This window comes from Bradyrhizobium cenepequi (assembly GCF_020329485.1).
Taxonomy (GTDB): Bacteria; Pseudomonadota; Alphaproteobacteria; order Rhizobiales; family Xanthobacteraceae; genus Bradyrhizobium; species Bradyrhizobium cenepequi.
In genome coordinates, this window is the sequence record NZ_JAGKJI010000024.1 from 107670 (window position 1) to 132326 (window position 24657).

21 protein-coding genes are annotated in these 24657 nt (G+C 63.5%); 13 read left to right on the forward strand and 8 right to left on the reverse strand.

Translation table 11 applies throughout. The features are described from left to right. Positions 1–44 precede the first annotated feature (44 nt). From J6497_RS23840 to J6497_RS23850, 3 genes are all read left to right on the forward strand, one after another. Complete coding sequence (locus tag J6497_RS23840) at positions 45–1370, forward strand: glycosyltransferase family 87 protein (protein WP_225706715.1); 1326 nt, start codon at positions 45–47, stop codon at positions 1368–1370. An 11-nt stretch (positions 1371–1381) separates the two neighbouring features. After that, on the forward strand, positions 1382–2785 hold the full coding sequence (locus J6497_RS23845; RefSeq protein ID WP_225706716.1) for a M20/M25/M40 family metallo-hydrolase: 1404 nt from the start codon (positions 1382–1384) through the stop codon (positions 2783–2785). A 66-nt stretch (positions 2786–2851) separates the two neighbouring features. Then, positions 2852–3382, forward strand: coding sequence for an REP-associated tyrosine transposase (locus J6497_RS23850; RefSeq protein ID WP_225706717.1), 531 nt, complete (start codon positions 2852–2854; stop codon positions 3380–3382). Positions 3383–3533: 151 nt separating this feature from the next. Here the strand turns inward: J6497_RS23850 and J6497_RS23855 are convergent, their stop codons facing one another. Both J6497_RS23855 and J6497_RS23860 read right to left on the reverse strand, forming a co-directional pair. Next, the gene (locus tag J6497_RS23855) at positions 3534–4313 is read right to left on the reverse strand and encodes a class II aldolase/adducin family protein (RefSeq protein ID WP_225706718.1); all 780 of its coding nucleotides are present in this window, start codon (positions 4311–4313) and stop codon (positions 3534–3536) included. Between the two features lie 103 nt (positions 4314–4416). Continuing rightward, positions 4417–6066, reverse strand: a complete 1650-nt coding sequence (locus J6497_RS23860; RefSeq protein WP_225706719.1) for a glycosyltransferase family 39 protein — start codon at positions 6064–6066, stop codon at positions 4417–4419. A gap of 341 nt (positions 6067–6407) precedes the next feature. Between J6497_RS23860 and J6497_RS23865 the strand changes: the two genes are divergently transcribed. Together J6497_RS23865 and J6497_RS23870 are read left to right on the forward strand one after the other, a co-directional pair. Beyond that, positions 6408–7295 carry a YgaP family membrane protein gene (locus J6497_RS23865; protein ID WP_312010351.1) on the forward strand — a complete coding sequence of 296 codons (888 nt, stop codon included), beginning with the start codon at positions 6408–6410 and terminating at the stop codon, positions 7293–7295. Between the two features lie 173 nt (positions 7296–7468). Continuing rightward, on the forward strand, positions 7469–7882 hold the full coding sequence (locus J6497_RS23870) for a Ros/MucR family transcriptional regulator (RefSeq protein ID WP_225706721.1): 414 nt from the start codon (positions 7469–7471) through the stop codon (positions 7880–7882). Between the two features lie 92 nt (positions 7883–7974). Here the strand turns inward: J6497_RS23870 and J6497_RS23875 are convergent, their stop codons facing one another. Together J6497_RS23875 and J6497_RS23880 are read right to left on the reverse strand one after the other, a co-directional pair. Beyond that, positions 7975–8400 carry a SufE family protein gene (locus tag J6497_RS23875; protein ID WP_225706722.1) on the reverse strand — a complete coding sequence of 142 codons (426 nt, stop codon included), beginning with the start codon at positions 8398–8400 and terminating at the stop codon, positions 7975–7977. Between the two features lie 91 nt (positions 8401–8491). Next, complete coding sequence (locus J6497_RS23880; RefSeq protein ID WP_225706723.1) at positions 8492–8875, reverse strand: DUF5330 domain-containing protein; 384 nt, start codon at positions 8873–8875, stop codon at positions 8492–8494. A gap of 425 nt (positions 8876–9300) precedes the next feature. On the opposite strand from J6497_RS23880, the gene J6497_RS23885 reads away from it, so the two are divergent. Genes J6497_RS23885 through J6497_RS23895 form a run of 3 tightly spaced genes read left to right on the forward strand, consistent with a single transcriptional unit; the run spans position 9301 to position 12218 of the window. Further along, positions 9301–11118 carry a sensor histidine kinase gene (locus J6497_RS23885; protein WP_225706724.1) on the forward strand — a complete coding sequence of 606 codons (1818 nt, stop codon included), beginning with the start codon at positions 9301–9303 and terminating at the stop codon, positions 11116–11118. Beyond that, positions 11111–11836, forward strand: a complete 726-nt coding sequence (locus J6497_RS23890) for a peptidoglycan-binding domain-containing protein (protein ID WP_225706725.1) — start codon at positions 11111–11113, stop codon at positions 11834–11836. The genes J6497_RS23885 and J6497_RS23890 overlap by 8 nt, the downstream gene beginning before the upstream one ends. 37 nt (positions 11837–11873) lie before the next feature. Further along, positions 11874–12218 (forward strand): DUF1491 family protein, encoded by a 345-nt coding sequence (locus tag J6497_RS23895; RefSeq protein ID WP_225706726.1) that lies wholly within the window; start codon positions 11874–11876, stop codon positions 12216–12218. Here J6497_RS23895 and J6497_RS23900 read toward each other — a convergent pair. Next, the gene (locus J6497_RS23900) at positions 12215–13186 is read right to left on the reverse strand and encodes a DUF2336 domain-containing protein (protein WP_225706727.1); all 972 of its coding nucleotides are present in this window, start codon (positions 13184–13186) and stop codon (positions 12215–12217) included. The two genes, J6497_RS23895 and J6497_RS23900, sit on opposite strands and share 4 nt — an antisense overlap. 268 nt (positions 13187–13454) lie before the next feature. Here J6497_RS23900 and J6497_RS23905 point away from each other — a divergent pair, with 268 nt between their 5' ends. Continuing rightward, positions 13455–13655, forward strand: a complete 201-nt coding sequence (locus tag J6497_RS23905) for a hypothetical protein (RefSeq protein ID WP_225706728.1) — start codon at positions 13455–13457, stop codon at positions 13653–13655. A gap of 16 nt (positions 13656–13671) precedes the next feature. Then, entirely contained in the window at positions 13672–14451 is a 780-nt protein-coding gene (locus tag J6497_RS23910; protein WP_225706729.1) for a hypothetical protein, read from the forward strand. Here J6497_RS23910 and J6497_RS23915 read toward each other — a convergent pair. The 3 genes from J6497_RS23915 to J6497_RS23925 are packed head-to-tail and all read right to left on the reverse strand — an operon-like array spanning position 14448 to position 17939. Continuing rightward, on the reverse strand, positions 14448–15068 hold the full coding sequence (locus J6497_RS23915) for a DUF1254 domain-containing protein (RefSeq protein WP_225706730.1): 621 nt from the start codon (positions 15066–15068) through the stop codon (positions 14448–14450). The genes J6497_RS23910 and J6497_RS23915 overlap by 4 nt on opposite strands. Beyond that, positions 15065–15643 (reverse strand): DUF1214 domain-containing protein, encoded by a 579-nt coding sequence (locus J6497_RS23920; RefSeq protein ID WP_225706731.1) that lies wholly within the window; start codon positions 15641–15643, stop codon positions 15065–15067. The genes J6497_RS23915 and J6497_RS23920 overlap by 4 nt, the downstream gene beginning before the upstream one ends. Positions 15644–15668: 25 nt before the next feature. Next, positions 15669–17939, reverse strand: coding sequence for a transglycosylase domain-containing protein (locus J6497_RS23925; protein WP_225706732.1), 2271 nt, complete (start codon positions 17937–17939; stop codon positions 15669–15671). 292 nt (positions 17940–18231) lie between these two features. Between J6497_RS23925 and J6497_RS23930 the strand changes: the two genes are divergently transcribed. The 3 genes from J6497_RS23930 to J6497_RS23940 all read left to right on the forward strand — a co-directional run bounded on the left by J6497_RS23930 (position 18232) and on the right by J6497_RS23940 (position 24640). Further along, on the forward strand, positions 18232–18747 hold the full coding sequence (locus J6497_RS23930) for a YcgN family cysteine cluster protein (protein WP_225706733.1): 516 nt from the start codon (positions 18232–18234) through the stop codon (positions 18745–18747). A 159-nt stretch (positions 18748–18906) separates the two neighbouring features. Beyond that, positions 18907–20487, forward strand: a complete 1581-nt coding sequence (locus tag J6497_RS23935; RefSeq protein ID WP_225706734.1) for an MDR family MFS transporter — start codon at positions 18907–18909, stop codon at positions 20485–20487. A 910-nt stretch (positions 20488–21397) separates the two neighbouring features. Beyond that, positions 21398–24640, forward strand: coding sequence for a CHAT domain-containing tetratricopeptide repeat protein (locus J6497_RS23940; RefSeq protein WP_225706735.1), 3243 nt, complete (start codon positions 21398–21400; stop codon positions 24638–24640). Positions 24641–24657: the final 17 nt, after the last annotated feature.

Here is a 24657-nt window from a genome sequence, read left to right on the forward strand (position 1 = left end):
ATGTTTTCCTGCCGCGACCTGCCCACGATTCCTGGAACGAGCTTGTGCTGAGATATCCATCGCTTCGGGCACCGCTCGACATCCTGTTTTTCCTCGCTTGCATCGCATTGACGGCGAATGTGCTCGTCCCCGAGATTTTCGGGCACGGCAAAACCAAGGATTATCCGCTGTGGTATTGGGCCGGGCAGCAGGTGGTGCAGGGCAAGGATCTCTATCCTGCCGATCCCCACACCTATTTTGATTTCATCTACCCGCCGCTGCCGGCGGTGCTGCTCGCCGTGCCCAGCTATTTCGGCAAGATTGCGCTCTATCTTGCGCTCTGCCTGCTTAATATCATCGCGTGGTGGACGACGGCGCAGCTGTCGCACGCGATGGCGGGATCGGGCCGCAAGCCGGGCTGGCTGTTGGAAGCGCTGCCCGGCATCGTCACGCTGTCGTTTGTCTTTGATATGTTCGATCTCGGCCAGCCGAACCTGATGCTGCTGGCGATGATGCTCTACGGATTTTGGCTGTTGCGGCTGAAACGGTCGTGGTTCGCGGGAAGCATGTTTGCGCTGGCGACCGCGATCAAGGTGTTTCCGGTAGCGGTATTGCCCTATCTGATCTGGCGCAGGCACTGGACGGCGGTTGCTAGCACGCTCGTATTTCTTGCCGTGTTCCTGTTCGTGCTGCCGGCGCCGTTCCGCGGCTTCCAGCACAACGTCACGGAATTGAAGACCTGGTATCAGGGCATGGTCGGCTCGAGCTCGGAAAAAGGCTTCGGCCAACGCGACGAGCAGAACTGGTCGTGGGTCAATCAGTCGATCATCGCGATGACGCATCGGCTGACGCGTCCGGTGAACTACAATCAGGACGATCCGTTCGTGGCCAAGCCGGCGCGCACGATGAATATCGTCAATCTCGATTTCAAGACGTCGAATCTCATCGTGCTTGCGGTCTCGCTCGCACTCGGTCTCGGCTATCTCGCGGTGATGCCGCCGGCGTCACGCCGGACCGAGAAATCCGATGCCGAGGAAATCGGCATCCTGTTCTGCCTGATGACGGTCGCCTCGCCGCTGGCGCGACAATATTACTTCCTGTGGCTGTTCTTTCCGATGACGGTCCTGATGCATCGCGCCGCCTATGATCCGCGGCCGGCGGTCAGGACCGGGACCTGGATCGTGCTCGCCGCCGCCGGATGCCTGATGCTGTTGTCGCTGCCGCTGTTTCCGATCGATGTGCAGGCCTACGGTAACAATCTCGTGGCGACCATCGTGCTTGCAGGTGGATTAGTCTGGCATATACGGGATCGGCCTCCAGCCGATGCGGCCGGCGCTTTGCCTCCAGCGGCAGGCGAGCTAAAACTCGGTGACAACACCGCCCACAGCTAGGGAATTCAGCGATGTCCAATCCAAAGCTCCAGGCGGTCCTCGACCGCATCGACGCCGATTTCGACAACAGCCTGGAGCGGCTGTTCGCGCTGCTGCGGATCAAATCGATCTCGGCCGATCCAGCTTTCGCGGCTGACTGCAAGGCGGCGGCAGAGCACCTTGCCAAGGACATCGCGACGCTCGGCTTCGCTGCCGAAGTCAGGCCGACCGCGGGCCATCCAGCCATCGTCGCCAAGGCCAATGGCAGCACGGACGGACGGCCGCACGTGCTGTTCTACGGACATTACGACGTCCAGCCGGTCGACCCGCTCGATCTCTGGCACCGTCCGCCGTTCGAGCCCGTTGTCACCGACCATGCCGATGGCCGCAAGATCATCGTTGCGCGCGGCGCGGAGGACGACAAGGGCCAGTTGATGACCTTCGTCGAAGCCTGCCGCGCCTGGAAACAGGTCGCGGGTTCGCTGCCGGTCGACGTCACCATCCTGATCGAGGGCGAAGAGGAAGTCGGCTCGAAGAATTTCCTGCCATTCCTGGAAGCGAACAAGGCGGAGCTGAAGGCCGACTTCGCGCTGGTCTGCGACACCGGCATGTGGGATCCGAACACGCCGGCGATCACGACCTCGCTGCGTGGACTGGTCTATGACGAGGTCAAGATCAAGGCCGCCAACCGCGACCTGCATTCGGGCGTGTTCGGCGGCGGCGCGCAGAATCCGATCCGCGTGCTGACCCGCATTCTCGGTGGACTGTTCGACGACAACGGCCGCATCACCATTCCCGACTTCTACGACGGGGTGAAGGACCTGCCGCCCGATGTCTTCGAGCAGTGGAAGAAGCTGAACCTGACGCCCGACACTTTCCTGAAGCCGATCGGGCTCTCGGTGCCGGCCGGTGAGAAGGATCGTCTGTTGATCGAGCAGATCTCCTCGCGCCCGACCTGCGACATCAATGGCATCGTCGGTGGCTATATCGGCGAGGGCTCGAAGACGGTGATCCCGTCGCTCGCCTCCGCGAAGGTCTCGTTCCGCCTGGTCGAGGGCCAGGATCCAGCCAAGATCCGCAAGGCGTTCCGCGATTACGTGGCGGCGCGAATCCCGGCGGATTGTTCAGTCGAGTTCGGCGACCATTCCAGTGCGCCCGCGATCGCGCTTGACTGGAACATGAAGCCGCTCGCCGCCGCCAGGCGCGCGCTGACGGACGAGTGGGGCAAGGAAGCGGTTCTCATGGGATCAGGTGCGTCGATCCCGATCGTCGCCGATTTCAAGCGCACGCTCGGCCTCGATTCGCTCCTGGTCGGCTTTGGGCTCGACGACGACAATATCCATTCGCCGAACGAGAAATACGACCTCAAGAGCTTCCACAAAGGCATCCGCTCCTGGGCGCGGATTCTCGCGGCGCTGGCGGAGCAGCCGAAATAGACCGGAATTCGTAGGATGGGTAGAGCGAAAGCGAAACCCATCATCTAACCATACGAGCGCCTGACAATGACTGACTACCGCCGCAACTTTGTTCCCGGCGGTAGCTTCACTGTGAACCTAACGGACCGGCGGCTGCAGTTACTAACGGAGCACATCGAGACGCTGCGCCTTGCCTTTCGGGAGACCCGCGCGCGTCATCCATTTACGATTGATGCTATGGTGGTGCTGCCGGATCATCTCCATGCAGTTTGGACGTTGCCCGAGGGGGACACAGCCTTCGCAACGCGCTGGCGGCAGATCAAGTCAACGTTTTCGCGCAATCTTTCATCTGACGAACCGATCTCAGCCAGTCGTGCCGCAAAGGGCGAACGCGGCATATGGCAGCGGCGATATTGGGAGCATACCATTCGCGACGAGGACGATTTCGCGCGCCACATCGACTACATTCATATCAATCCGGTCAAGCATGGACTTGTGACCCGGGTCAGGGATTGGCCGTATTCGTCATTCCACCGGATGGTGAGGCTCGGCATCTACCCAGAGGATTCGGCAGGGGACATTGCGGAGCTTGGCGGGAATTTCGGCGAGCGATCTTAGAGCGACGATATGACGATATGATGGGTTTCGCTGCGCTCTACCCATCCTACGGCAAGCCCACAAAGCTAAAACGCCGCCCGGAATTGGGCGGCGTTCTTATTCGGTAGTGCAGAGGTTGTTGGACCCAACCTTACACCAAAATCCCGAAAATTCAATTGCGGAAGCTCGGGTCGATGCGGTCGAGCTTGCGGAGGAGGGGCGGCCAGACCAGCGTCGTCGAGCGCAATTCGGCGCGGTCGGGATTGGAGAGCAGCGCGGCGTTCTTGTCGATCACGGACTGCTCGACCGGGTGGACGGTCGGCCCCAGCATGCGGGTGCGCACCTGCATCGTGCAGGCCCGCTCCAGGTGGTACATGCGCTCGAAGGCGGACGCGACGGAGCGGCCGACCGTGAGCGTGCCGTGATTGCACAACAGCATGTGGTTCTTGTTGCCGAGATCGCGCTGCAGCCGCGGGCGCTCGTCATGATCGAGCGCGATGCCTTCGTAGTCGTGATAGGCGAGATCGTGGGTGACGAGTTGGGCGGTCTGGTTCAGTGGCAGCAGCCCTTCGGGACAGCTCGAGACCGCGGTCCCGTCAGGCGTGTGCAGATGGAGCACGCAGCCGGCGTCCTCGCGCACCTCGTGGATGGCGGAATGGATCGTGAAGCCGGCAGGATTGATGTTGTAGTCGGTCTTGGACAGCAGGTTGCCATCGAGATCGACCTTGACCAGGCTGGAGGCCGTGATTTCCTCGAACATCAGGCCATACGGATTGATCAGGAAATGATGCTCTGGCCCGGGCACACGCGCGGAGATGTGGGTATCGACCAGATCATCCCAGCCATAGAGCGCCACGAGGCGGTAACAGGCGGCGAGGTTGACGCGCTGCTGCCACTCGGCATCTGTCATATCCGACGGCACTTCCTTTAGGCGAGCTTCCGCTGGCGACATGACCGGCTTCTCCCATGTGTCGATTTGTCAGCGCGGAGCGTAGCCTTGCCGCCGCCGAGCAGCAAGCCAGGCTCGGCGTGACTGATATGCGGCGCGCGGTAACTTAGGGGGCGGGGATCGCGAGCAGGCTCGAGATGCTGCGGCCGCGGATATCGTAGACACGGGCGAACACGACGTCGTCGCGCTTGATCTCGACCATCACGGGCGCGGTCAGGCCCTTGCAATAGAACTCGCCGAGCGTCATCGCGAAATCGGCGGACTGGCTGTCCCAGCCGATCGTGAAGTCAGGCCCGAGCGCAACCTGCGCCGGGCGCTGCGGGCCGCAGACGGCGACCTTCCATTTGCCGTTCTGCGGCGGAATTTCCTGTCGCTCGATCAATTGCTCGCGCAGGCCGTCGGAGGCTTGCTTCAGGGCAAGCCCCCAGTAATCCAGCATGAACAGCTCGTCGGCACCGCGGACCGTGCCGGCGATGTGGTTGAAGTGGGTATATTGATACGGATGGAGCCGGATCATTTCGCTGAGCGGTAGCAGTAGGCCGAAGGTGAAGACGGCGAGCGCCACCGGCTGCCAGCTCCTGCGCTTTTCGCCGAGCCAGTCCATGGTGCGCGCAAAGGCGAAGCCGGCCAGCACCGCCATCGGCGGGATCACGAAGATGAAATGGCGGATGCCGTTATAGAGCGCCGGCCGCTTCACCATCGCGACGACCAGCGGCAACGTTGCCGCCAGGGTCAACATCAGCAGGATGGTCTTGCGCCGCGCGGCAACGTCGGCACGCGACAGCGACATCAGGCTCATGACGACCGCTGCGATCAAGAGGCCGAGCAGCACCTCGGGAAGCTGCAGCGCGAACAGCGTCGGCAGATAGGACCACGGCATGTCCGGCACCGAGACCAGCGCGCCGTCGAACATCTCCTTCCAGGGCTTTTCAAAGAAGTGCGAGAAATAGGTGACGGCCTCGAGGGGATGGCCCGGTTCCATGATCGACCACGGCCAGATCAGGCCCATCACGAGATAGCCGAAGATCAGCCCGGGCAGCAGCACGTAGACCGCGTGGGCGAAGCGGTACGCCGCCTCGCGCAGGCCCTGCTCGCGGACCTCTTCAAGCAGCAATGGCAGAAAACCAACTGCGGCGTAGATCAGCGCCAGCCCGCCGAGGACCCGGCAGCCGAGCGAAAGGCCGGCGCCAAATCCGACGATCAGGATGGTGCGCGGCGAGGCCGCCGGATATTCCTCGACAAGGCGCACAAGGCCCATCAGCAGGATCACCATCGCCACCGCGAATGGCGCGTCCTTCGGGTTCATGAACATGTGGCCGTAGAACGTCGGGCACAGCGCGAGCAACAGCAGCGCGGCAAGTCCGGCCAAGGGGCCGCCCACGCGGCGACCGAGCCGCCAGGTGACCGCGAGCCCGATCACGCCAACGACCGCGCCGAGCAGCCGGCGCGTTTCGAACAATTCGAGCGGAATAACCTTGTGCAGGAGCGCCGCGGCCATATCGAAACCGCCGCCATACATGTAGAGGTTGGCGAATGACAGCGCGCCGGTGTCCTTGAAACCGGAACCATACATGCGCAGCAGGAGATCGGCATATTCGGCGTGGGTGTAGTCGTCCCAGCCCAGCCCGTAATCGCGGAACGTGAGGCCTGCGATCAAGGCGACCGCAGTCAGCACGACGATCGCGAGATCGTCGCAAGTCTTTTCCACCGAGCGCCGCGCGGGCGTTTCGATGGCAGAAGTCGTGATGGATGACATGGCTATTGGTGACCCGGCGTCCCTCGGCCCTGCTGACGCTTTAAGGGCCTCATTCCCCGGCATCCATATAGCGCAGTTCCATTACCGAGTAATTGGGAATTGTGGCGTAATTTCCGGATGCATCGCAGCAATTTGGCATCAATTCGTAGCCGGTAAATTTACGGGGACGCGTTGCCGGCCGACTGTCCCAGAGGAGCGGAGTCGGCGCTAATCTCCTGGTTCAAGATCCGGATAGGAACCGTCTCCGGAATTGTTGGTTGGCGATGCACATAATATGACGGTATCGTGGCATAGGGGGCCGGCGCATAGATTTAGCGCGGTTTTCGGGGGTGAGTTCGATGATGATCGGGATGTTGGTCGCGGGTTTTGGCGTGCTTTTGGCAGGCCTGCTAGCGATCGGCTATGGCATTCAATACAAGGAATTCAGCGTCGGCAGCACGCTGATTCTCTCCGGTGTGTTCGGGTTCTGCACCGGCCTGATTATGTTCGGCCTCTGGCTCAATGTGCGGGAGCTGCGGAACCTCGCCCGGCGCCTGGAAAGCGGGATGCCTGCAGAGCCGCGCCCGGAATTTCCGCTGTCGCCCGTCGCGCCGCGTGCTGCGGCTGCTTCCGAGAGCAGGTTCCCATTCAGGCGTGACCAATCGGCGGCCGAAGATTCTGGGGCAGCGGCAACGGCGCCCGGCGCGACGCCGCCGCCTTGGTATCATGAGGCCGCGGCCCGCGATCGCGTCCGCAATGAAATGCCGCCCGTCGCAGAATCGTCGGAGGCTACCCCGGCAGCACCCAAGCGGCGCAACCTGATGTTCTCGTCCACGCGCAAGGAGCGCGAACGGGCGCGCGGAGGCGAATCTTTGACCCCCGACATGGCTTCGCCAGACCTGCGTTCGAATCCGCCGGCACCAGACGCCGAATCGGGCGAGGCGCCGCAGGTGAACTTCGATGACACATGGCCAAGATCGGAGCGGCAACGACCTTCCGACCTTCCGCCGCGCCGCGCGCCCCGGACGCCGCTGACGTCAGGCGAGAGCCCCGGCGCGCCCGCGGCCGACCGTCGTCCGCCGCAGCCGCAGGAGCAGCCGCCGGTAACGGTGCTGAAATCGGGCGTCGTCGATGGCATGGCCTATTCGCTCTATTCCGACGGCTCGATCGAGGCGCAGATGCCGGAAGGCATGATGCGCTTCGCCTCCATCGACGAGTTGCGGGCGCATCTCGACCAGCGTTCGTCGTAGGGTTGAGAAATACTTGCAATCGCGCTGTGTTGAAAAATAAAGGCGCGTAGTTCTTGCTAGAATCCTGGTAGTCCACCCATATTTGCAAGTAATGCGTGGCTCCGCCGATGTATTGGTGTTGGCCGATACTGTCTGCGGGATCCGCCCTTCAAGCCTCAAGAGAAAATTGCGCGATGACCGATGCAACCGGCAAAAACCCCGTCGAACTGACCGCCAACATCGTATCGGCCTATCTCAGCAACAATCCGACCCAGGCTTCCGAGATCCCCAACCTGATCAGCCAGGTTCATGCTGCCCTGACGCGGGTTGCCAGCGGACGGACCGAGGCTCCGCTCGAACCGGCCAAGCCCGCGGTATCGGTGAAGAAGTCGGTTACTCCCGAATATCTGGTCTGCCTGGAAGACGGCAAACGATTCAAGTCGCTGAAGCGTCACCTGCGCACGCAGTACAACATGACGCCAGAACAATATCGGGAGAAATGGGGGCTGCCGGCCGACTATCCGATGGTCGCGCCGAACTATGCGGTAGAGCGCTCGCAGCTTGCCAAGAAGATGGGCCTTGGCCAGCAGCAGCGGAAACGCAAGTAGCACAGCCAGGGGGTGCCGCATTTGAGCAGCGAGTTCGCTTCACCTTTCCCGCAAGCGGCGCAAGCCGGAGAGGGAGCGTATATCTCAGATGCCTAGGAAGCGGCGGTCGCGAGCGTCTCGCGCGCGTCCGAGCGGATACGCTCGATCATCGAGCGAAATCCGTTGGAGCGCTGTGGCGTCAGGTGCTCGCGGAACCCGAATTCGTCGAAGATCGCAGCCGCATCCGTCGCCAGGATTTCCTTGGGCGTGCGGTCCGAATAAAGCGTGAGCAGGATCGCGATCAGCCCACGCACGATATGCGCGTCACTGTCGCCGAGGTAGTGCAGCCGCGGCTCGCCATTGCGGTCGATCTTCCTGGAGAGCCAGACCTGGCTTGCGCAACCCTGCACCTTGTTGGCCGCGGAATGCTCTTCCTCCGGCATCGGCGCAAGCGTGCGGCCGAGCTCGATGACGTAGCGGTAGCGGTCGTCCCACTCGTCGAGCAGCGCAAAATTGTCCCTGATTTCGTCGATCGTCATCGTCACCCGCGTCCCGTCTCTCCACCCGTTATATAGGGACGCGGGCGGCTGAATGCGATGAAAATGCTGCGGGTTCCGGCTTATTTTGCAGTCACGGTGCGATCGGCGGCCGCCATTCGATGGCCTGGTCGTCGACCGTCAGGGTGTCGCGGGACGCGATGGAGACCTCGGCATCCCCAGACGAGCCGATCGAGCCGGTGTGGTCGGGCGGCTTCTTGTCGATGATGATCTGATAGATTTTTCTTGCGCCATCGGTGGCGCGCTGGCCGATCGCAGTTGCGGCCTGGCCGCCGACCTCGCAGGCTGCGGGCTGGCGCTTGCAAAACTGGCCCATGTCGCTGACCGCAGCGGTCGCCGCCTGCACGGCTTCGGCGGCGCCGATCTGCGGCAGCTTTTCCGATTCAGGTGCTTTATCCCTTGGCAGCAGCACGAGCACGAGCCCGAGCCAGAATGCCATGCGCAGCAGGAAAAACATCTCGCGACCCCGTCATCTTCGTTTGCGGTTGATCCGCAATTCGCACGTGACTATCAGCGGTCAATAAAACGCGAGTGTTTGCCTTGAAGTTAAATCGTCGAAAATTCGCGGAAAATGCGCGCTGAAATCCGCGGGCGTCTGGATTCGGTGTAAATTTTCGATTGATGCTCCGCGCCGCGGCAACATGTCGTTGCCCGTCTTGTCCACCATTTCGAAACCATAAGATCATCGATCGCGGAAACCTAACGTTCACCATCCGCGCCAAATGCGCCGGTTGTGATGTGCAAAAGCTGCGCGAACGCACAGAGACTGGCGGCCAGGCGCTGTGCCTTAGCGTTCGCTTAAGTTCACTCTGACACGGTGAGTCCAAGATGAAGGGGGCGTTCCGACGCGTCTTTGACGCAGGATCGGAAAGCGCGAGAGCCGTGAGTGTTTTGAATATTATCCGCGATTGTCTCGATGCCCTGCTGCATCCGTCGGCGAGATATGACGCGTTGACGCGGGCGCGGCATCGCGCCTTCATGGCGCCGCGCCTGCTCGGCAGCCTGGCCGCGTTCGCCGCGTTTCCAGTTTTTCTCGCGCTGCGCGGCGCGCCCACCGCGATCGAGGTCGCGGCTTTCGCCTGGCTGATCGCGCCGATCCTGTTGTCCTGGTTCCTGTCGCGCACAGGCCGTTACGAAGGCGCGCATGTGCTGTCGTCACTGGCGCTTGCCGGCTTCGTCATGATTGTGGCGGCGGCCACTGGCGGGATCACATCCTTCGCCGCCGTCTGGCTCATCGTCGTTCCGATCGAGGCTGCGCTATCGGCGTCGCGCCGCGTGGTGGCATTCGCCTTTGCGCTTGCGATGTCGTGCGCGGCGGCCTTGATCGTGCTCGGCCATTTCCATTTGCTGCCACCGTCAAATCTCAGCATGCCGTTGCAGGAGGCGTTGATCGGGTTCGGCGTCGTTTCAGCGACGCTCTATGCCGCCGGCCTTGCCTTCGGCGCCGAGTCGCTCGCGCGCACCAGCGTGGCGCTGCTCTATCGCGAGGAAGAACGCTATCGTCTGTTGGCGCACAATATGAGCGATGTGTTGTCGCGCCATAGCCGCAACGGGGCGGTGCAATTCATCTCGCCGGCGGCGGAAGCGATGCTCGGCGCGCCGGCGCCGCGGCTGCTGGGGCATGGCCTATTCGATCGCGTCCATGTCGCCGATCGTCCGGCCTATCTCACCGCGCTGTCGGATGCAGCGCGGGGCGGCGAGGGGGGCAGTGTCGAATTCCGGCTGCGGCGGGAGGCGCCGCGCGGTTTGCCGCAGTCGGCGGATTTCATCTGGGTCGAGATGCGCTGCCGGCCGCTCGACCAGGCCGGAGGCGAAGGCGAGGTCGTCGCCGTGATCCGCGACGTGACCGATCGCAAGATGCAGCAGGAGGCGCTGGAGCAGGCGCGCAACGCTGCCGAGCAGGCGGACGCGTCGAAGACGCGGTTCCTCGCCACCATGAGCCACGAATTGCGCACGCCGCTGAATGCGATCATCGGCTTCTCCGAGATGATTGCTCAGGAAGATGTGCTGATGCTCGATGCAGCGCGCCGCAAGGAGTATGCGCAGCTCATCCGTGATTCCGGCCAACATCTGCTGTCGGTGGTGAACGGCATCCTCGATATGTCCAAGATGGAAACGGGCACTTTCGAAATTGCGCCAGAACCGTTCGCGCCGCGCCCGGCGCTGCTCAACTGCTGCAATCTGCTGGCGCTGAAAGCGCGGGAGAGCGGCGTCGACTTGATCACGCGCGCGCCGGAGGATCTGCCGATGATGAACGGCGATCCGCGCGCCTTCAAGCAGATCACGCTCAACCTGGTATCCAACGCCATCAAATTCACCGAGCGCGGCGGCAGCGTCACGGTGTCGGCGGCGGTCGAGGGATCGCGGCTGGTGCTGCGCGTCACTGATACCGGTGTCGGCATCGATGCCGACGACCTCAAGCGGATCGGCAATCCTTTCTTCCAGGCCGGCAAGACCTATCAGCGTCGCCATGAAGGCACCGGACTTGGACTGTCGATCGTGAAGGGCCTGGTCAGCTTGCACCAGGGCGAGATGAGTGTAGAGAGCAAGCTTGGCGAAGGCACTACCGTGGCCGTGACGCTGCCGCTCTCGTTTGTGCCGCCGGCGGTGCAGGAGCCTTCCGGCAAGATCGCGACGCTGAAGCCCGCCTTGCGATCCGGATTACAGGAACAAGCCCAGCAGGTGAAGAAGAGTGCCTAGAAAAGTTGCCGATGATGATGAGATGCCGCGCCGCCGCCGTCGCGGCGCGCAGGCGGTCGCGATCGAAGCCGAGGAAGAGCGCGGCCTCCTGATGCGCGTGCTGCTGCATAGTCCAAAGGACACGGTCGCCGGCGTGCTCGCGGCCGGCACCGTCATTGCCATCATCACCAACGCGTTGTTCCTGCAGGCCGGCCGCCATCCATCGCCGATGTTCGGCTCGGTCGTGACGTTGCCGCCGCCAGCGCCTGCCGTCACGAGCCCGCTGCCGCGTCCGCGACCGGTCGAGGCTGCGCGTCCCGTTGAGTCACAGGCTGTGGAAGCGAAGCCGGCCGAACCCGCGAAGCCTTCCGAATCCAGGGTGGAACCGAGGCCATCCGATTCCAAAACCTCTGATTCGAGGACTTCCGACCCGATGACCAATCTCGTCGTGAAGTCGACTTCAGCTCCACCGGCTCCAGCAAACGTCGTGCGACCGCCTGCGCCGATTCCCTCGCGCGGCGAGACCACCCAGAGTGCGGCATCGAAGCGCATCGCGGCGGTCCAGCGCGCGCTCACCGAATATGGCTACGGCCAACTCAAGCCGACTGGCACCATTGGTTCCGACACGCAGGCCGCGATCGCCAAATTCGAGCGCGACCGCAAGCTGCCGGTGACCGGCCAGATGTCGGACCGGGTCGTGCGCGAACTCTCGGCGATGATCGGACACCCGGTCGAATAGGGTAGCGTCGCGCCAAGCGCTGACCTATCGTTGTCCAATGCGATTGAAATCAAGCATCTGGGTATCCGCATACCTGCGGCGCTGCCAGAAAGAAGGCGTTTTTGGCGCTGTGCGCCGGCGTGGCGCGGAGGAGGCGGGGGCGGTGTTCGTGAAAGTGGCGCTGCTTGACGGCAACGCCATGCTTTACACGCCCGCGCCGCAGACGGCCTATGAAGACAGCCGGCCATTCGACCGCATCTTCGTGCCCATGACGAAAGAGCCGGTACCGGAGCACTCGGTGGAGCAACGGCTTGCCAAGGAAATCCGCTTCGATCCCGATGCCTGGGTCGTCGAGACCGAGGACAAGGCTGGGCGGCACTTTCTAGACCTGGCGAAGGGTTAGCGTCCGGAGCTCTGCGAGCGGATCGCGGGCGCATTACCCGGCTGAACGGCGGGGCGCCTCTCACCGGATGTGGTGCGTGCACGATGGCGCTCGTCATCGTAGAGCGAAGGGCGATATTTGGCACGCGCGACCGCCATGGTCGAGCCTCGCCATGCCGCCAGCATGATGAGCGCGGTGCGTTCGCTCAGACGATCGTACATTCGCGACAGACGGAACACGTAGTGCACCGATGAACCCAGTGCCGGATTGAGGAACATCAGCACCCGCTGGAACACCGGGCTCGGCATGTTCAGCGCTCTCGCTGCGCAGGCCAGCGGCTCGCCGCCGGGATCATTCACCACCTGCTCGGCGATGCGCGATGGCAGGATCAGGGCCTCGCCAACTTCGCGCGCGAAATTCTCGATGTCTTCGGCGAAGGCCGCCATTTCCAGGATCTCGATGGCGCGCGCGGCGCGTGCTGCAGGAATCCGCGCTGACGCCTTCAGTGGGGTCTGCACGATGTTCTGCAGAATCTGGACCCGCTCGCTGCCCGTCGCGGCAAAGAATATGTCGGTGATCTCCGCGGCATCGTTGGGCCGCATCGCGAGACTCGATGCCATCCGAAGCTGCGCCTCGGTCGGGGGTTTGAGCGATGGTGGCGGGGAGGGCGCCGCCGGGATCTGAGCGGCAACCGGCACCGGCTGGTCCGGGTCGGTGCGCCGCAGGCGGAGCTTGCCGAGCAACTCCTCCGGCGTCGCCTGATAGACGGCGAGCCGCGCCCGCACCGCCGCGCGGGTCGCATCGTCGACCTGGTCGATCAGGCGCGAGGCCAGTTCGACGAATTGCCGCTCTTCATCGGCGGAGTGAGCCTTGGCTTGCACATAGAGGTCGGTGAGCACGCGCAGCAGCGTCGGACGGATGTCGACGCCCTCGCGGCGGGACAAGGTCATCAGCCCATCGAGGCCTGGAATGACTGGAGCTGCGCTCATGGGAAGGCGTACGCGACTTTCAAAATGCGCAAAACGTTCTGACGCCAGCCTATGTCGTGCGGCTTTAAGGGGCGGTTAAGGAAAACGGGCCGTGAAGGTATCCGCTAAAATGTGAACTATCTGACGGAAGCGATCTGACGAATAAGGCACACTCGCCACATCCGTAACCGACCGGCCGTCCCGATTAAGAGCTCATTAACCACGTGCGGTTCTTAATCCGGACGTCGCCTGGCAAATCATCGCCGTGCGGCAGGCAGAGAGAACAGAAATGGGCACCATCATTGAGTTTCCGGCGGATGCGGCTTCGCGGCGGCCGGGCGCAGTCGTGGGTGGCGCTGCAAGCGATGGCATGGGGACTGTTCTGATCCTTCCCGTTATCCGGATTGAGCGCGTGACCGACGAGACCGATGGCGGGCGCGGGCCGGCAGAAGGTACAGCGCCTCGTCGCCGTCGCCGTCGGCGCACCTGACCATTGGACGTTTGAAATGCGCGAGGCGCGTCTTCCGAGCCGGAGCACCGGAAGCCGGCGCTCACGCCCGGTGTTTACACTGCTGCTGATCGGCGCGGCGCTCGGCGGCTGCAGCGGTGGCGATTTCGGCCGCACGCGTGCCGACTTCCGCAACGACGACATGCACCGCTGGCTCGGCGCTGAAGCGACCGGCAGCATCGGCATGAGGCCCTCGCAATTCCAGCTTACCGAGAACGAGCGCCAGCTCCGCGACCTCGCCTATCCCCTGATCGAGCCGCCGCATTCGCGGCCGGCCTGGAAGAGCGTGTTCGGCGACTATCAGCCGCTGCCCTCGCCATGGCGCCAGAAGGTGGTATTCGACCGCACCGCTTACGGACGCGCGCTGATCGACGAGCCGCACCGCGCACACACCTCGCGCTATATGCAACTGATCGACGACGTGCGCGACGACATCGCGCGGTTCGAGCCGTTCTTTGCGACGGCCTGGCGCGTCATCGAGCTTGACCGCAAGCGCAACGCCAGCCTCGGCATGGTGTCGGATCTGTCGCCGCACGAGCGGGCGGACGCGATTGCCCGGATGGAAGAGAACACGTTGATCGTGCAGTGGGTCCAGCAATGCCTGGAGCGGCGGATCTCGTCCTATCGCTGGGCGCTGGAGCGATTGGTGATCCAGGCGCCCGACAATGTCGCGGCCGATGCCGACCGTCTGATCGGCGAGCTCGCCGCGCTGACTGCCAATCCGCCCGTCGCCGCTCAGCCGCCGGTCATCGGGCACGCCACCGTCGTGAAGGGCTAGCGCCTGCCGGAAGGGCGAGCCGCGGGCGCAGGGGCGGGAAGCGGGATTTCGGCCTGTTTCGGCGCCAGGGGTTCGGTCTGCACCTTGCAGCTTGCGGCCGCGAGCGAGGCCTGTGCCTGCGGCATCAGGCCGGGCTCCGCCGCCAGCGCCTTCAACAGGATCAGGCCGGTCGCGGTCGGAGAATCGATGATCAGCCGGTCGGCGGCGGTGATGTCTTCGTCCTCGGGCAGCTCGTTGTGCTGAGCCTCGGTCATCAGATCGAGCTCGATCACCTTCTTGCCCGCGGAGCGGTCGTTGATGGCGTAATAGGCGAGCTCGTTGCGGGTGTAGAACGACACCGAGGTATAGGACTGGCTCACCGGCACCGTCAGCTTGATCGGCCCGGTCGAGAGATCGTAGCGGCAGACCGCCATCGCGAATGCTGGGTCCATGAACGGCATCAGCGAATTGCCGGGATCCGCTGATGGCAGCGGTGTGACCGCATTGAGCTGCGTGATCGGCGCCAGCCGCGAATAAGCGTCCTGGGAGGCAATCCGCGGCAAGGCCAGCACGCTGACGAGATGCACCACGCCGCCCAGCAGCACGCCTGCGATGATCGTGAAGGCGAGGCGGATCATGGGCAACCCACCGTCGAGATCGCCGGCATCGGCGCGTCGCGCTGGGTCCGCGTCGCCACCCCGACCGGCGTGTCGTACAACCGTAACACCAGCGCGTAGCGCTCGATGCCGCCCGTCGGCAGCCAGTTGCCGGCACGCGAGCGCGAGGCGATTCGGATCTCGAACGTACCGTCGGAGGCGCGGATGATTTCCTGACTGGTGAAGCCGTAGCGTTGCAGCGAATTGGCCACCAGATGGCCCTTGCGGTCGAACAGCGTCAGTGTCCAGAACCGCGCCGGCGGGGTAACACCGCTGACGATGACGTCGCAGCGTCCGTCGAGCGGCTTCTTGTTGTCATCGGTGGTAGCAGTGAAGCCTATGCCGTCGCCGGTGCCGACCGGCAATTCGCCGGAGCGGGCGATCGTCGCGCGGTTATAGGGGTCGATGTCGGATGTGCCATTCCTCGGCCGCGCGGTCCAGGCGCCGATCTTGAGCGTGCCGATATTGGTGCCGCGCGTCGCGGCGACGTAAGTCGAGCCGAGGCCGATCCCGGCGGCAAGTATCAGCGCGACCAAGGTAATGAGGATCAGCCGCACGGCCCTAACAGCTCCGAAGCTGGCATCAGTTCTTGCGCGGCGTCGGCGCCGCCACCTGATCGCCGGCCGCCGCGACGTAATTCTCGGGGAAAGCCAGCGCGCTCGACGACGACTTATCCGGTTTCGCCGGCGCGTTGGACGACGTCTTGCCCAAGGTCTTGGCTGCCTCGTCAAGCATCTTCTCGACCCGCACCAGGATATCGGCGCCGCGCTTGGTCAGCACGGGCGGTGGTCCGGGCTTGGTCTCGAGCACCTTGGGCGCGGCGTTCGCCTGCGCCGCCGGCTCCTTCGGCAGCTTCTGGCCCATGCCGACGCCGGGAATTTCCCGGACCTCGACGCCCTGATGCGCGGCGACCATGATGTCGTGCCAGGTCTGCGCCGGCAGCGAGCCTCCGGTCATGCGGTTGGTCGGCGAGTAGTCGTCGTTGCCGTACCAGACCGCGCAGGTGAAGTTGCCGGTGTAACCGACGAACCAGGCGTCACGATAGGCGTTCGTGGTGCCGGTCTTGCCGGCGGTCGGAATACCGTCGAGCGCGGCGCGGCGCGCGGTGCCTTCGCTCACCACGTGGCTCATCATCCCCGCCATATCGGCGGCAACGGAGGCCGGGATCGCCTGCTTGGGCTGCGGCCCGTCGCGGTCCCAGCGCCACACCAGGTCGCCGGCGCCGGTGCGGACTTCCAGCACCGTATGCGGCGTGACGGAGCGGCCCCTGTTCGGGAACGTCGCGTAGGCGACCGCATGCTCGAGCACGGTGACTTCGTCGGAGCCGATCGGCAGCGAGGGCGTGTCCGGCAGCGGCGCCTTGAGGCCGAAACGGCGCGCCACTTCGACGATCTTGGCGCGGCCGGCCTTCGGGCCTTCCTTGCCGCCGAGCGCGATCGAGAGTTTCACCGGCACCACGTTGATCGAGCGCGTGATCGCCTGCGTCAGTGTCACCGAACCGGAATAGGAGTGCCCATAGTTCTGCGGGCACCAGTTGCCGATGCACACGGGCCCGTCGACGATCTTCGAATTCGGTGTGAACCCGTTCAGGAGCGCGGTCGTATAGACGTAGGGCTTGAACGACGAGCCGGGCTGCCGGTACGCGTCGGTGGCGCGGTTGAATTGGCTGGCGCCGTAGTCGCGGCCGCCGACCATCGCGCGCACACCGCCGTCGAGATCGGAGACCACGGTCGCGGCTTGCGTTGCGTGGTAATCGCGGCCGAACTGGCGGAGCTGGTTCTCGATCGCTTCCTCTGCGGAGCGCTGCACGTTCATGTCGATGGCGGTGCGGACCACGAAGACGCGCTCGGTATAGGATTTCGGGAAGGTGTCGACCAGCCTGCGCATCTCTTCGAACGCCCAGTCGAGATAGTAGTTCGGCGAATTCTCGTCGCGCCGGTCGACAGCAACCGCAGGATTGCGGCGGGCGCCGAACACCTGGCCCTCGGTCATGAAGCCGGCATCGACGAGGTTGTCGAGCACGACGTTGGCGCGGGCGCGCGCCGCCGGCAGGTTGATATGCGGCGCGTATTTGGTCGGTGCCTTGAACAAGCCGGCGAGCATCGCGGCTTCCGCAAGGTTCACGTCGCGCGCCGACTTGTTGAAGTAGAAATGCGCCGCGCCGTCGACGCCGAAAGTGCCGCCGCCCATATAGGCGCGATCGAGATAAAGCTTCAGGATCTCGTTCTTGGTAAGGCGGTGCTCGAGCCAGATCGCCAGGAACGCTTCCTTGATCTTGCGCTCGATCGTGCGCTCGTTGTTCAGGAACAGGTTCTTGGCGAGCTGCTGCGTGATCGAAGAGCCGCCCTGGCGCACGCCGCCGGCCTGCGCATTGGTGATGAGCGCGCGTGCGGTGCCGGCGATGTCGATGCCGAAATGATCGTAGAAGCGGCGGTCCTCGGTGGCGAGGGTGGCCTTGATCAGGACGTCGGGAAAGTCCTCCAGCGGGATCGAGTCGTTATGCTTGATGCCGCGGCTGCCGATCGGATTGCCGTAACGGTCGAGGAAGGTCACCGCGAGATCGGACTTCTTCAGCCAGTCGTCATCGGCGGTTTCGCGGAATGCCGGGACCGCGAGCGCCAGCAGCACGATCATGCCGCCGAGCCCCATGGTGGCGGCCTCCGACAGCGGCTCGATGAACACCCAGCGCTTCCAGCGGCCGACATAGAAGCGGTCCATGAAGGTAGAATAGCGCTCATAAAGTTCGCGCAAGCCACGGCCGGAGGAGAACAGCGTGGAATCGATCCGCGCATCCAGATCCAGAAAGAAATTCCGGAGCTTGGTCTTCCACTGCGGTGATAGGATCTGGCGCACCGGGGCCCTTGCTCGGTTAGAAAGCGCTCACATGCTCGTCGACTTGGACGTCGGTCGAGCGTCTTGGTTCCAGGTTGCGGCAAACCCAAGGCGCTGTTCGCGCCACTTGGGGGACTCGGCTATCGTTTCTATCTGAGCGGAAACTATAAACCAATGGTGTTGCTTGCGATTTTAATGTCAGGTTGAACCCGTTTGTGAATTCATTGGCGATCCGTAGATGGCCGGCTTGCATGGTGGCCGCCGCAGCCCCTAGATGGACTGCAAGCCGACTTAAACCAAATTCTCGATTTCCATGACCGCACCGCCCAAGCGCGCCTCGAGCCAGGAGGGATTCTTCTGGAAAACCAAGACGTTGGAGGAAATGTCCAATGTCGAATGGGAAAGCCTGTGCGATGGCTGCGGGCGCTGCTGCCTGGAGAAGCTCGAGGACGAGGACACCGGGAAAATCTACTTCACCCACGTCTCCTGCAAATTGCTGGATGCCGGGCTCTGCGCCTGCAAGGACTATCAGAACCGGTCCGACAAGGTTTCGGACTGCGTCCGGCTGTCGCCCGAGAACGTCCGTACCCTCAATTGGTTGCCGCCGAGCTGCGGCTACAGACTGGTCGCGGAGGGGCGCGATCTCTATTGGTGGCATCCGCTGATTTCCGGCGACCCGAACACCGTGCACGAAGCCGGCGTCTCCGTGCGTGGCCGGGTGGAGGGAACCGAGGATGAGATCCCGGATGAAGAGCTCGAGGACCACATCGTGCGGTGGCCGGCGCTGCTGCCGAAACGGGCGCGAGTGAAAAACCGGCCGAAATCGTAGCGACTCGTCCAGGCGCGCAATCACGTCATTGCGATGAGGCGGCCTCGGAATGCGCCCATGCGCTGCGCCGCCTGCCTCAACAGCAATTTGCTGCCTACATTGCGATTCATAGAACGATTCCATTGTGGCGTTGGCGCCGCAGCAAGAATTACGCGCGAGATGAACAAGTTCGAACGGCAGAGCCACGAACCTGCCGACCAGCAGACATTGCCTGCAGACGTAGCCGAAGAGCTGTCCCGCCTGCCGACCGAGGTGATCGATCTCACCGACGCGCCACCGCTGGCGCCGCCGGTTCCGCTTGCCCCGGACGAAGTCCGTACCATCGTGATCAGCCTGATGCTGACGATGTTCCTGGCGGCGCTCGACCAGACCATCGTGGCGACGGCGCTGCCGACCATTGGCCGCCAGTTCGGTGATGTCTCCAACCTGTCCTGGGTGATCACGGCCTATCTGCTGGCGTCGACTGCGGTCGCGCCGGTATTCGGCACCTTGAGCGATATCTATGGCCGCCGCGCCATGATCATCACCTCGCTCAGCCTGTTCGTGGTCGGTTCGATCCTGTGCGCGATCGCACCCAACATGACGATATTGATCCTGGCGCGCGGGCTGCAGGGGCTGGGCGGCGGCGGCATCATGCCTGTCGTGCAGACCGTGATCTCCGACGTGGTCAGCCCGCGCGAGCGCGGCCAGTACCAGGCCTATTTCAGCAGCGTCTGGATGGCCGGCGGCATCGCAGGGCCGGTGATCGGCGGCGTGTTCGCCGAGCATCTGCACTGGTCGATGATCTTCTGGATCAACCTGCCGCTGTCGTTTGCCGCGCTGGCGCTGTTGTTGCCGAAGATGGGCAAGATCCCGGTGTTCCACCGCCGGCGCAAGGTCGACTGGCTTGGCGGCATCCTGCTGATGGCGTCCGCCGTCGTGTTCATGCTGGTGCTGACCTGGGGCGGCAACCATTTTGCCTGGCTGTCGCCGGTGATCATGGCGATGATCGGGGCCGCGTTTGCGCTCGCCGCCACCTTCGTGTGGCACGCGGGCAGGGCGGACGAGCCGTTCCTGCCGCTGTCGCTCCTGAGCGGAACGGTCGTTCCCTTCGCGATCACCGCGGGCAGTTGCGCACTCGGTGCGATCGTCGGGCTGACGGTGCACCTGCCGCTCTATTATGAGGTGGTCTATCACCTGACCGCCAGCGAGGCCGGCCTGGCGCTGATCCCGCTTGCCGCGGTTTCGACCTGCGGCGCGGCCATTGCCGGCCGCACCATGGCCCGTGCCAAGCACTATAAGCGGGTGGCGATAGTCGGCACGTCGGCCGCCGCCCTCTGTGGACTGGCGATGGCGCTGACCACATTGCCGCTGTGGGGGCTGCTCATGCTGATGTCGGTGTTCGCGCTCGGCCTCGGCACGACGTTTCCGGTCAGCGTGGTCTCGCTGCAGAATGCGGTGGCACGCTCGCAGGTCGGCACCGTGACCGGCGCGATGAATTTCTTCCGCGCACTGACGACGTCGTTCACGGTGGCGGCGTTCGCCGCGATCCTTCTGATGGCGCTCGGCGCGGATATTTCGCTGGCCGGCGAACATCATGGAGCGGTGAGCTCGATTCCGGCCGCGGATATGATCACGGCCTTCCGCTTCGTGTTCGGCGCCGCCGCCGTGCTGCTCGCCACTGCTGCCCTCTGTATCACCATCATGGAAGAACGGCCGCTCGCAGGCCCGACCACGCGGCAGGTGGAAATGGCGGAGTAGATCCCGTCGACCCTCGCACTGCTGTCCTCCAGGCTCCGCCACGGCTTCACCGTGGCGCGCAAGCCCGCGACGACGGCTTGGTTCTGATTCAATTTTCAAACAGCGGACTGGTAGGATGGGTAGAGCGAAGCGAAACCCATCGGCTTCGGTCACAAGCGGCGCGAATGATGGGTTTCGCTTCGCTCTACCCATCCTACGTCTGATTCAAACAGCGGATGTGAGTCCGCATTCTCGCGGCGCGTTTCGCCCGAGCTTTGCGTCTCGTTCCGCCCTCTCATCGGGTAGAGGGCGCAGGGAAAGCCGGGTGCCGGCTGCACCCGTGGGCCCCGTGCAACAAAAAGCACGGGGGTAGGACCACAGGTCAACCGGAGCAACACCGGCTTTCCCTGCGCAGTGGTTTACGGCTTACTTCGTGCTCTTCCCGGTGACCGGGCTTTCTTGCCACCGTCATCCGCGGCAGCTCTTGCTGCTCGCGCACTTAGCGCCAGCGTCGGGGCGCCAGAACCACACGACTTCGCCGTCCGCCATGCGCGTGCTCGTCAGTCACACCCATCACGTCCACCGCATCTCACCGCAACGTTCGTGACGATCGCGATCCGCCCCTCATCTGGGTGAGACGCGCGGAGTTAAATCACTGATTTGCCCGACGGGTTAAGCGGTTTATTTTTCGCGGCAAGACTGGACCGGGCAAATCACATTGAAATGTCTCGATAAATTGACGTGCGCGCGCATCGCGTTTCGGGGGTTTGCGGCGGTGTCATCTCGCCTTGTTCGATTGAGCGGAATATGCGCCAGCTGTTTTTGCGCCTTACAACAACACCGCTGTCAGGAGCCGAGTTCGGCCTTCGCCTTGCTCTGGCCCCAGAGAGTGGCGATGTCAGATGCTTTGCAAAAGCGATTGGAGCGGGGCATGCGAGCAGGCCGAAGATTGATTGCCGGGTTTATCGTGGCCGTATTCCTCGCAGGCATGGTTACGTTACCTTGCGGGGCTGGCCAGCAGGAAATGCTGGCGCTGATGCAACGCATCACGGCGCTCGCCAGGGAAGGTCGATACGGCGAAGCCGTACCGCTGGCGAGAAAGCTGACAAGTAAGGCCGAGAAGGCCACGGGCCGACAGTCGCTTTTGACAGCGACCACCCTGGTCGTGCTGGCGCAGGCTCTGCAGGCCCAAGGCGAAATGGCCGAAGCCGAGGCCGCCTTGAAAAGAGCGCTTGCCATCCGCGAGAAGGCGCTCGGCGCAAACCATGCGGATGTTGCGGCAGTCCTCGTCACTCTCGGCCAGATCGCGTTCAGCCAGAACCGGTTGAACGACGCCGAGCGGAATGCGCAGCGCGCGATCGCCATCAACGAAAGCACGTTGGGCCGCGACAATCTCAATACCGCGATGGCGCGCATGCAGCTCGGCAATGTGCGTCACCGTCAATTGAGAGAAGCGGAAGCGCTTGAGATTTACAGCCAGGCGCTTGAAGTCTTCAAGCGCGCATCGGGACAGGCCGACATCATGGTCCCGGTGGTCCTGAACAACATCGCGGAGGTCTACAAGGCGCAAGGCCGGCTTCAGCTTGCCGAGGAACGTTTCCTTGAAGCGCTCGGTCTCCAGGAACAGCGCCACGGCCGTGACAGCGTCCATCTCAGCTCCACGCTCAACAATCTCGGAGAACTCAGGCGCCTGCAGGGGCGGCTTTACGAGGCCGAGCAACTGGCGCGGCGCACACTGGCGATCAGGGAAAAGTCGCTCGGCAGCGATCATGCCGATGTCGCCGCCAGCCTCAACAATCTCGCGCTTGTTCTTTCGCGACAGGGCAGGGCGCAGGAAGCCGAAAGCCTGCTGGTTCGCGCCTTTGCCATCCAGGAAAAGGCCTTCGGACCGGACCATCCGAATGTAGCGACGACGTTGAACAACCTCGCCGATGCCAAGGCCTATGCCGGTCGAAAGAAAGACGCTGAGCCGCTATTTCGCCGCTCCTTGGCGATCCGCGAAAAGGCCCTCGGTCCGAACCACGTCGATCTCGCGATCTCGCTCGACAATCTCGTCACGTTGATCTGCGACGACGGGCGTTATGCCGAAGCCGAACCCTTGGCGCGACGGTCGCTTGCGATCCGCGAGGGCGCGCTCGGCAAGGTCCACCCGCTGGTCGCGAGCAGCCTCAACAATCTGGCTGTCATCATGGACAGCACAGGAAGGTCCCAGGATGCCGAACCGCTCTTGAAACGGGCGCTGGAGATCCGCTCGAGCGCACTTGGCGAAGTGCATCCGGATGTTGCCAACAGCTTCAACAATCTCGGGGCACATTATCTCGACGCCAGCGACTGGCAGCAGGCCTATGACGCATTTGCGCGCGCTTCGACGATATTGATCAACCGCAGCGCCGGCGAAGCCGATGCGGCGCGGACGACCGCCGATCTGAAATTCCATGACAATACGAACCCATTCCCCGGCATGATCGTTGCCGCCTATCAGCTCGTCGAGACGTCCGACGGCGACAAGGCGACGGCGTTGCGATCTCGGGCCTTCGAGGCCGCGCAGTGGATCGGTGACGAACAGGCGGCAAAGGCTGTCGCTGGAATGTCGGCGCGTGTCGCGACGGGCAGCGGCGATCTGTCGGCGCGGGTTCGCCAGCGCCAGGATTTGAGCGAGCAGGCGCTTGCCACCGATCGCTTGCTGATCTCGGCCATTTCACAGCCGAATGCCGCGCGCAACCAGGAGACAGAGCAGGCGATCCGTGCCCAGGCGATGCGCATCGCAAGCCAGATCGAAGCGCTCGATCGCGTGATAGCGGCCCAATTTTCGGGATACGCAGCGCTCGTTGCCAGGACGCCGATTTCTCTCGAAGACGTTCAAAAAGTGCTGGGTCCGAAGGAGGCGCTGCTGCTGTTCACGACGACGTCGCGCTTTACCTTCGTGTGGACCGTCACGGCGTCGGATGTCCGTTGGCACGCCGCGCCGATGGGCGCAAAGCAGGTGGCGGAGACGGTCAGCATCCTGCGCTGCGGCGTTGACTACGAAGCGTGGATGGACAAGAGTCGTGCGTGCGCCGAAAAGCTCGGAATCGATCGCCCGCCGGCCGATCAATTGCCGTTCGATCTGGACCGGGCATTTGGACTCTATCAGGCGCTGCTTCAGCCGGTTGAGAAGGACGTTGCAGGCAAGGAGCTCATTCTCGTTCCATCCGGCCCGCTCGCCACGCTGCCCTTCCAGCTCCTGCTGACTGACAAGCCTGCATCTGACGGCGCCCGGCAAGATCTCGCCAAGCAGCCCTGGCTGGTCAAGCGGTTTGCGACCACCGTCCTGCCATCCGTCTCCAGCCTGAAGGCGCTGCGCCAGGTCGCGCAACGGAGCAAGGCGTCCAAGCCTTTCATAGGTTTTGGCAACCCGCTGCTGAACGGAGACGGCCAAAGCGATGGGGTTGTCGCCCGCGTCAAGCAGGCCCGGCTTTTTCAGAATTGCGCGGAAAGCGCGGCACCGCGAACGAACCTCGTAGCCCAAAGAGGGCAGCGTGCTGCCGTCATCCTTTCCGGCGGCACCGCGGATATCGAGCAACTCAAGCATCTCATGCCGCTGCCCGAAACCGCGCTCGAATTGTGCGCCGTGGCGGACAGTTTTGCGCCCAAGGGCGAGGTTTACCTGGGCAACGAGGCGACAGAAGCAAAGGTGAAGTCGCTCAGCGAAAGCGGGCGCCTGGAGCAATTTCGCATTCTTCACTTTGCAACGCATGCAGCGCTGGCCGGTCAGGTCCGCGGCTCGATCGAGCCAGGGCTGATCCTGACGCCGCCTCCTGCCGCCACGCGGGCCGACGACGGTTATCTCACGTCCTCGGAGATTTCCGCGCTCAAGCTCGACGCCGACTGGGTCGTGCTTTCAGCCTGCAACACGGCCGGCGGCGAAGCACCGAACTCGGAAGCCTTTTCCGGTCTTGCAAGAGCCTTTTTCTATGCGGGCACGCGCGCATTGCTGGTCTCGCATTGGCCGGTCAATTCGGATGCCGCCGTCGCCATCACAACGGGCGCAATCAGTGCCATGACATCGCAGCCCAACACCGGCCGCGCCGAGGCGCTTCGCCGCTCGATCTCGGCGTTGGTTGCCAAGGGCGGCGACAACGCGCATCCCAGCGCATGGGCGCCCTTCGTACTCGTCGGAAACGGGACTCCATAGCTCGTCAATTCGGCGAG

Excerpts from the sequence above, each read along its gene's own strand:
- J6497_RS23845 (WP_225706716.1), top strand. The coding sequence starts at position 1,382 with ATGTCCAATCCAAAGCTCCAGGCGGTCCTCGACCGCATCGACGCCGAT.
- J6497_RS23850 (WP_225706717.1), top strand. The coding sequence starts at position 2,852 with ATGACTGACTACCGCCGCAACTTTGTTCCCGGCGGTAGCTTCACTGTG.
- J6497_RS23855 (WP_225706718.1), bottom strand. The coding sequence starts at position 4,313 with ATGTCGCCAGCGGAAGCTCGCCTAAAGGAAGTGCCGTCGGATATGACA.
- J6497_RS23860 (WP_225706719.1), bottom strand. The coding sequence starts at position 6,066 with ATGTCATCCATCACGACTTCTGCCATCGAAACGCCCGCGCGGCGCTCG.
- J6497_RS23865 (WP_312010351.1), top strand. The coding sequence starts at position 6,408 with ATGATCGGGATGTTGGTCGCGGGTTTTGGCGTGCTTTTGGCAGGCCTG.
- J6497_RS23870 (WP_225706721.1), top strand. The coding sequence starts at position 7,469 with ATGACCGATGCAACCGGCAAAAACCCCGTCGAACTGACCGCCAACATC.
- J6497_RS23875 (WP_225706722.1), bottom strand. The coding sequence starts at position 8,400 with ATGACGATCGACGAAATCAGGGACAATTTTGCGCTGCTCGACGAGTGG.
- J6497_RS23880 (WP_225706723.1), bottom strand. The coding sequence starts at position 8,875 with ATGTTTTTCCTGCTGCGCATGGCATTCTGGCTCGGGCTCGTGCTCGTG.
- J6497_RS23895 (WP_225706726.1), top strand. The coding sequence starts at position 11,874 with ATGCGATTGAAATCAAGCATCTGGGTATCCGCATACCTGCGGCGCTGC.
- J6497_RS23900 (WP_225706727.1), bottom strand. The coding sequence starts at position 13,186 with ATGAGCGCAGCTCCAGTCATTCCAGGCCTCGATGGGCTGATGACCTTG.
- J6497_RS23905 (WP_225706728.1), top strand. The coding sequence starts at position 13,455 with ATGGGCACCATCATTGAGTTTCCGGCGGATGCGGCTTCGCGGCGGCCG.
- J6497_RS23910 (WP_225706729.1), top strand. The coding sequence starts at position 13,672 with ATGCGCGAGGCGCGTCTTCCGAGCCGGAGCACCGGAAGCCGGCGCTCA.
- J6497_RS23915 (WP_225706730.1), bottom strand. The coding sequence starts at position 15,068 with ATGATCCGCCTCGCCTTCACGATCATCGCAGGCGTGCTGCTGGGCGGC.
- J6497_RS23930 (WP_225706733.1), top strand. The coding sequence starts at position 18,232 with ATGACCGCACCGCCCAAGCGCGCCTCGAGCCAGGAGGGATTCTTCTGG.
- J6497_RS23935 (WP_225706734.1), top strand. The coding sequence starts at position 18,907 with ATGAACAAGTTCGAACGGCAGAGCCACGAACCTGCCGACCAGCAGACA.
- J6497_RS23940 (WP_225706735.1), top strand. The coding sequence starts at position 21,398 with ATGCGAGCAGGCCGAAGATTGATTGCCGGGTTTATCGTGGCCGTATTC.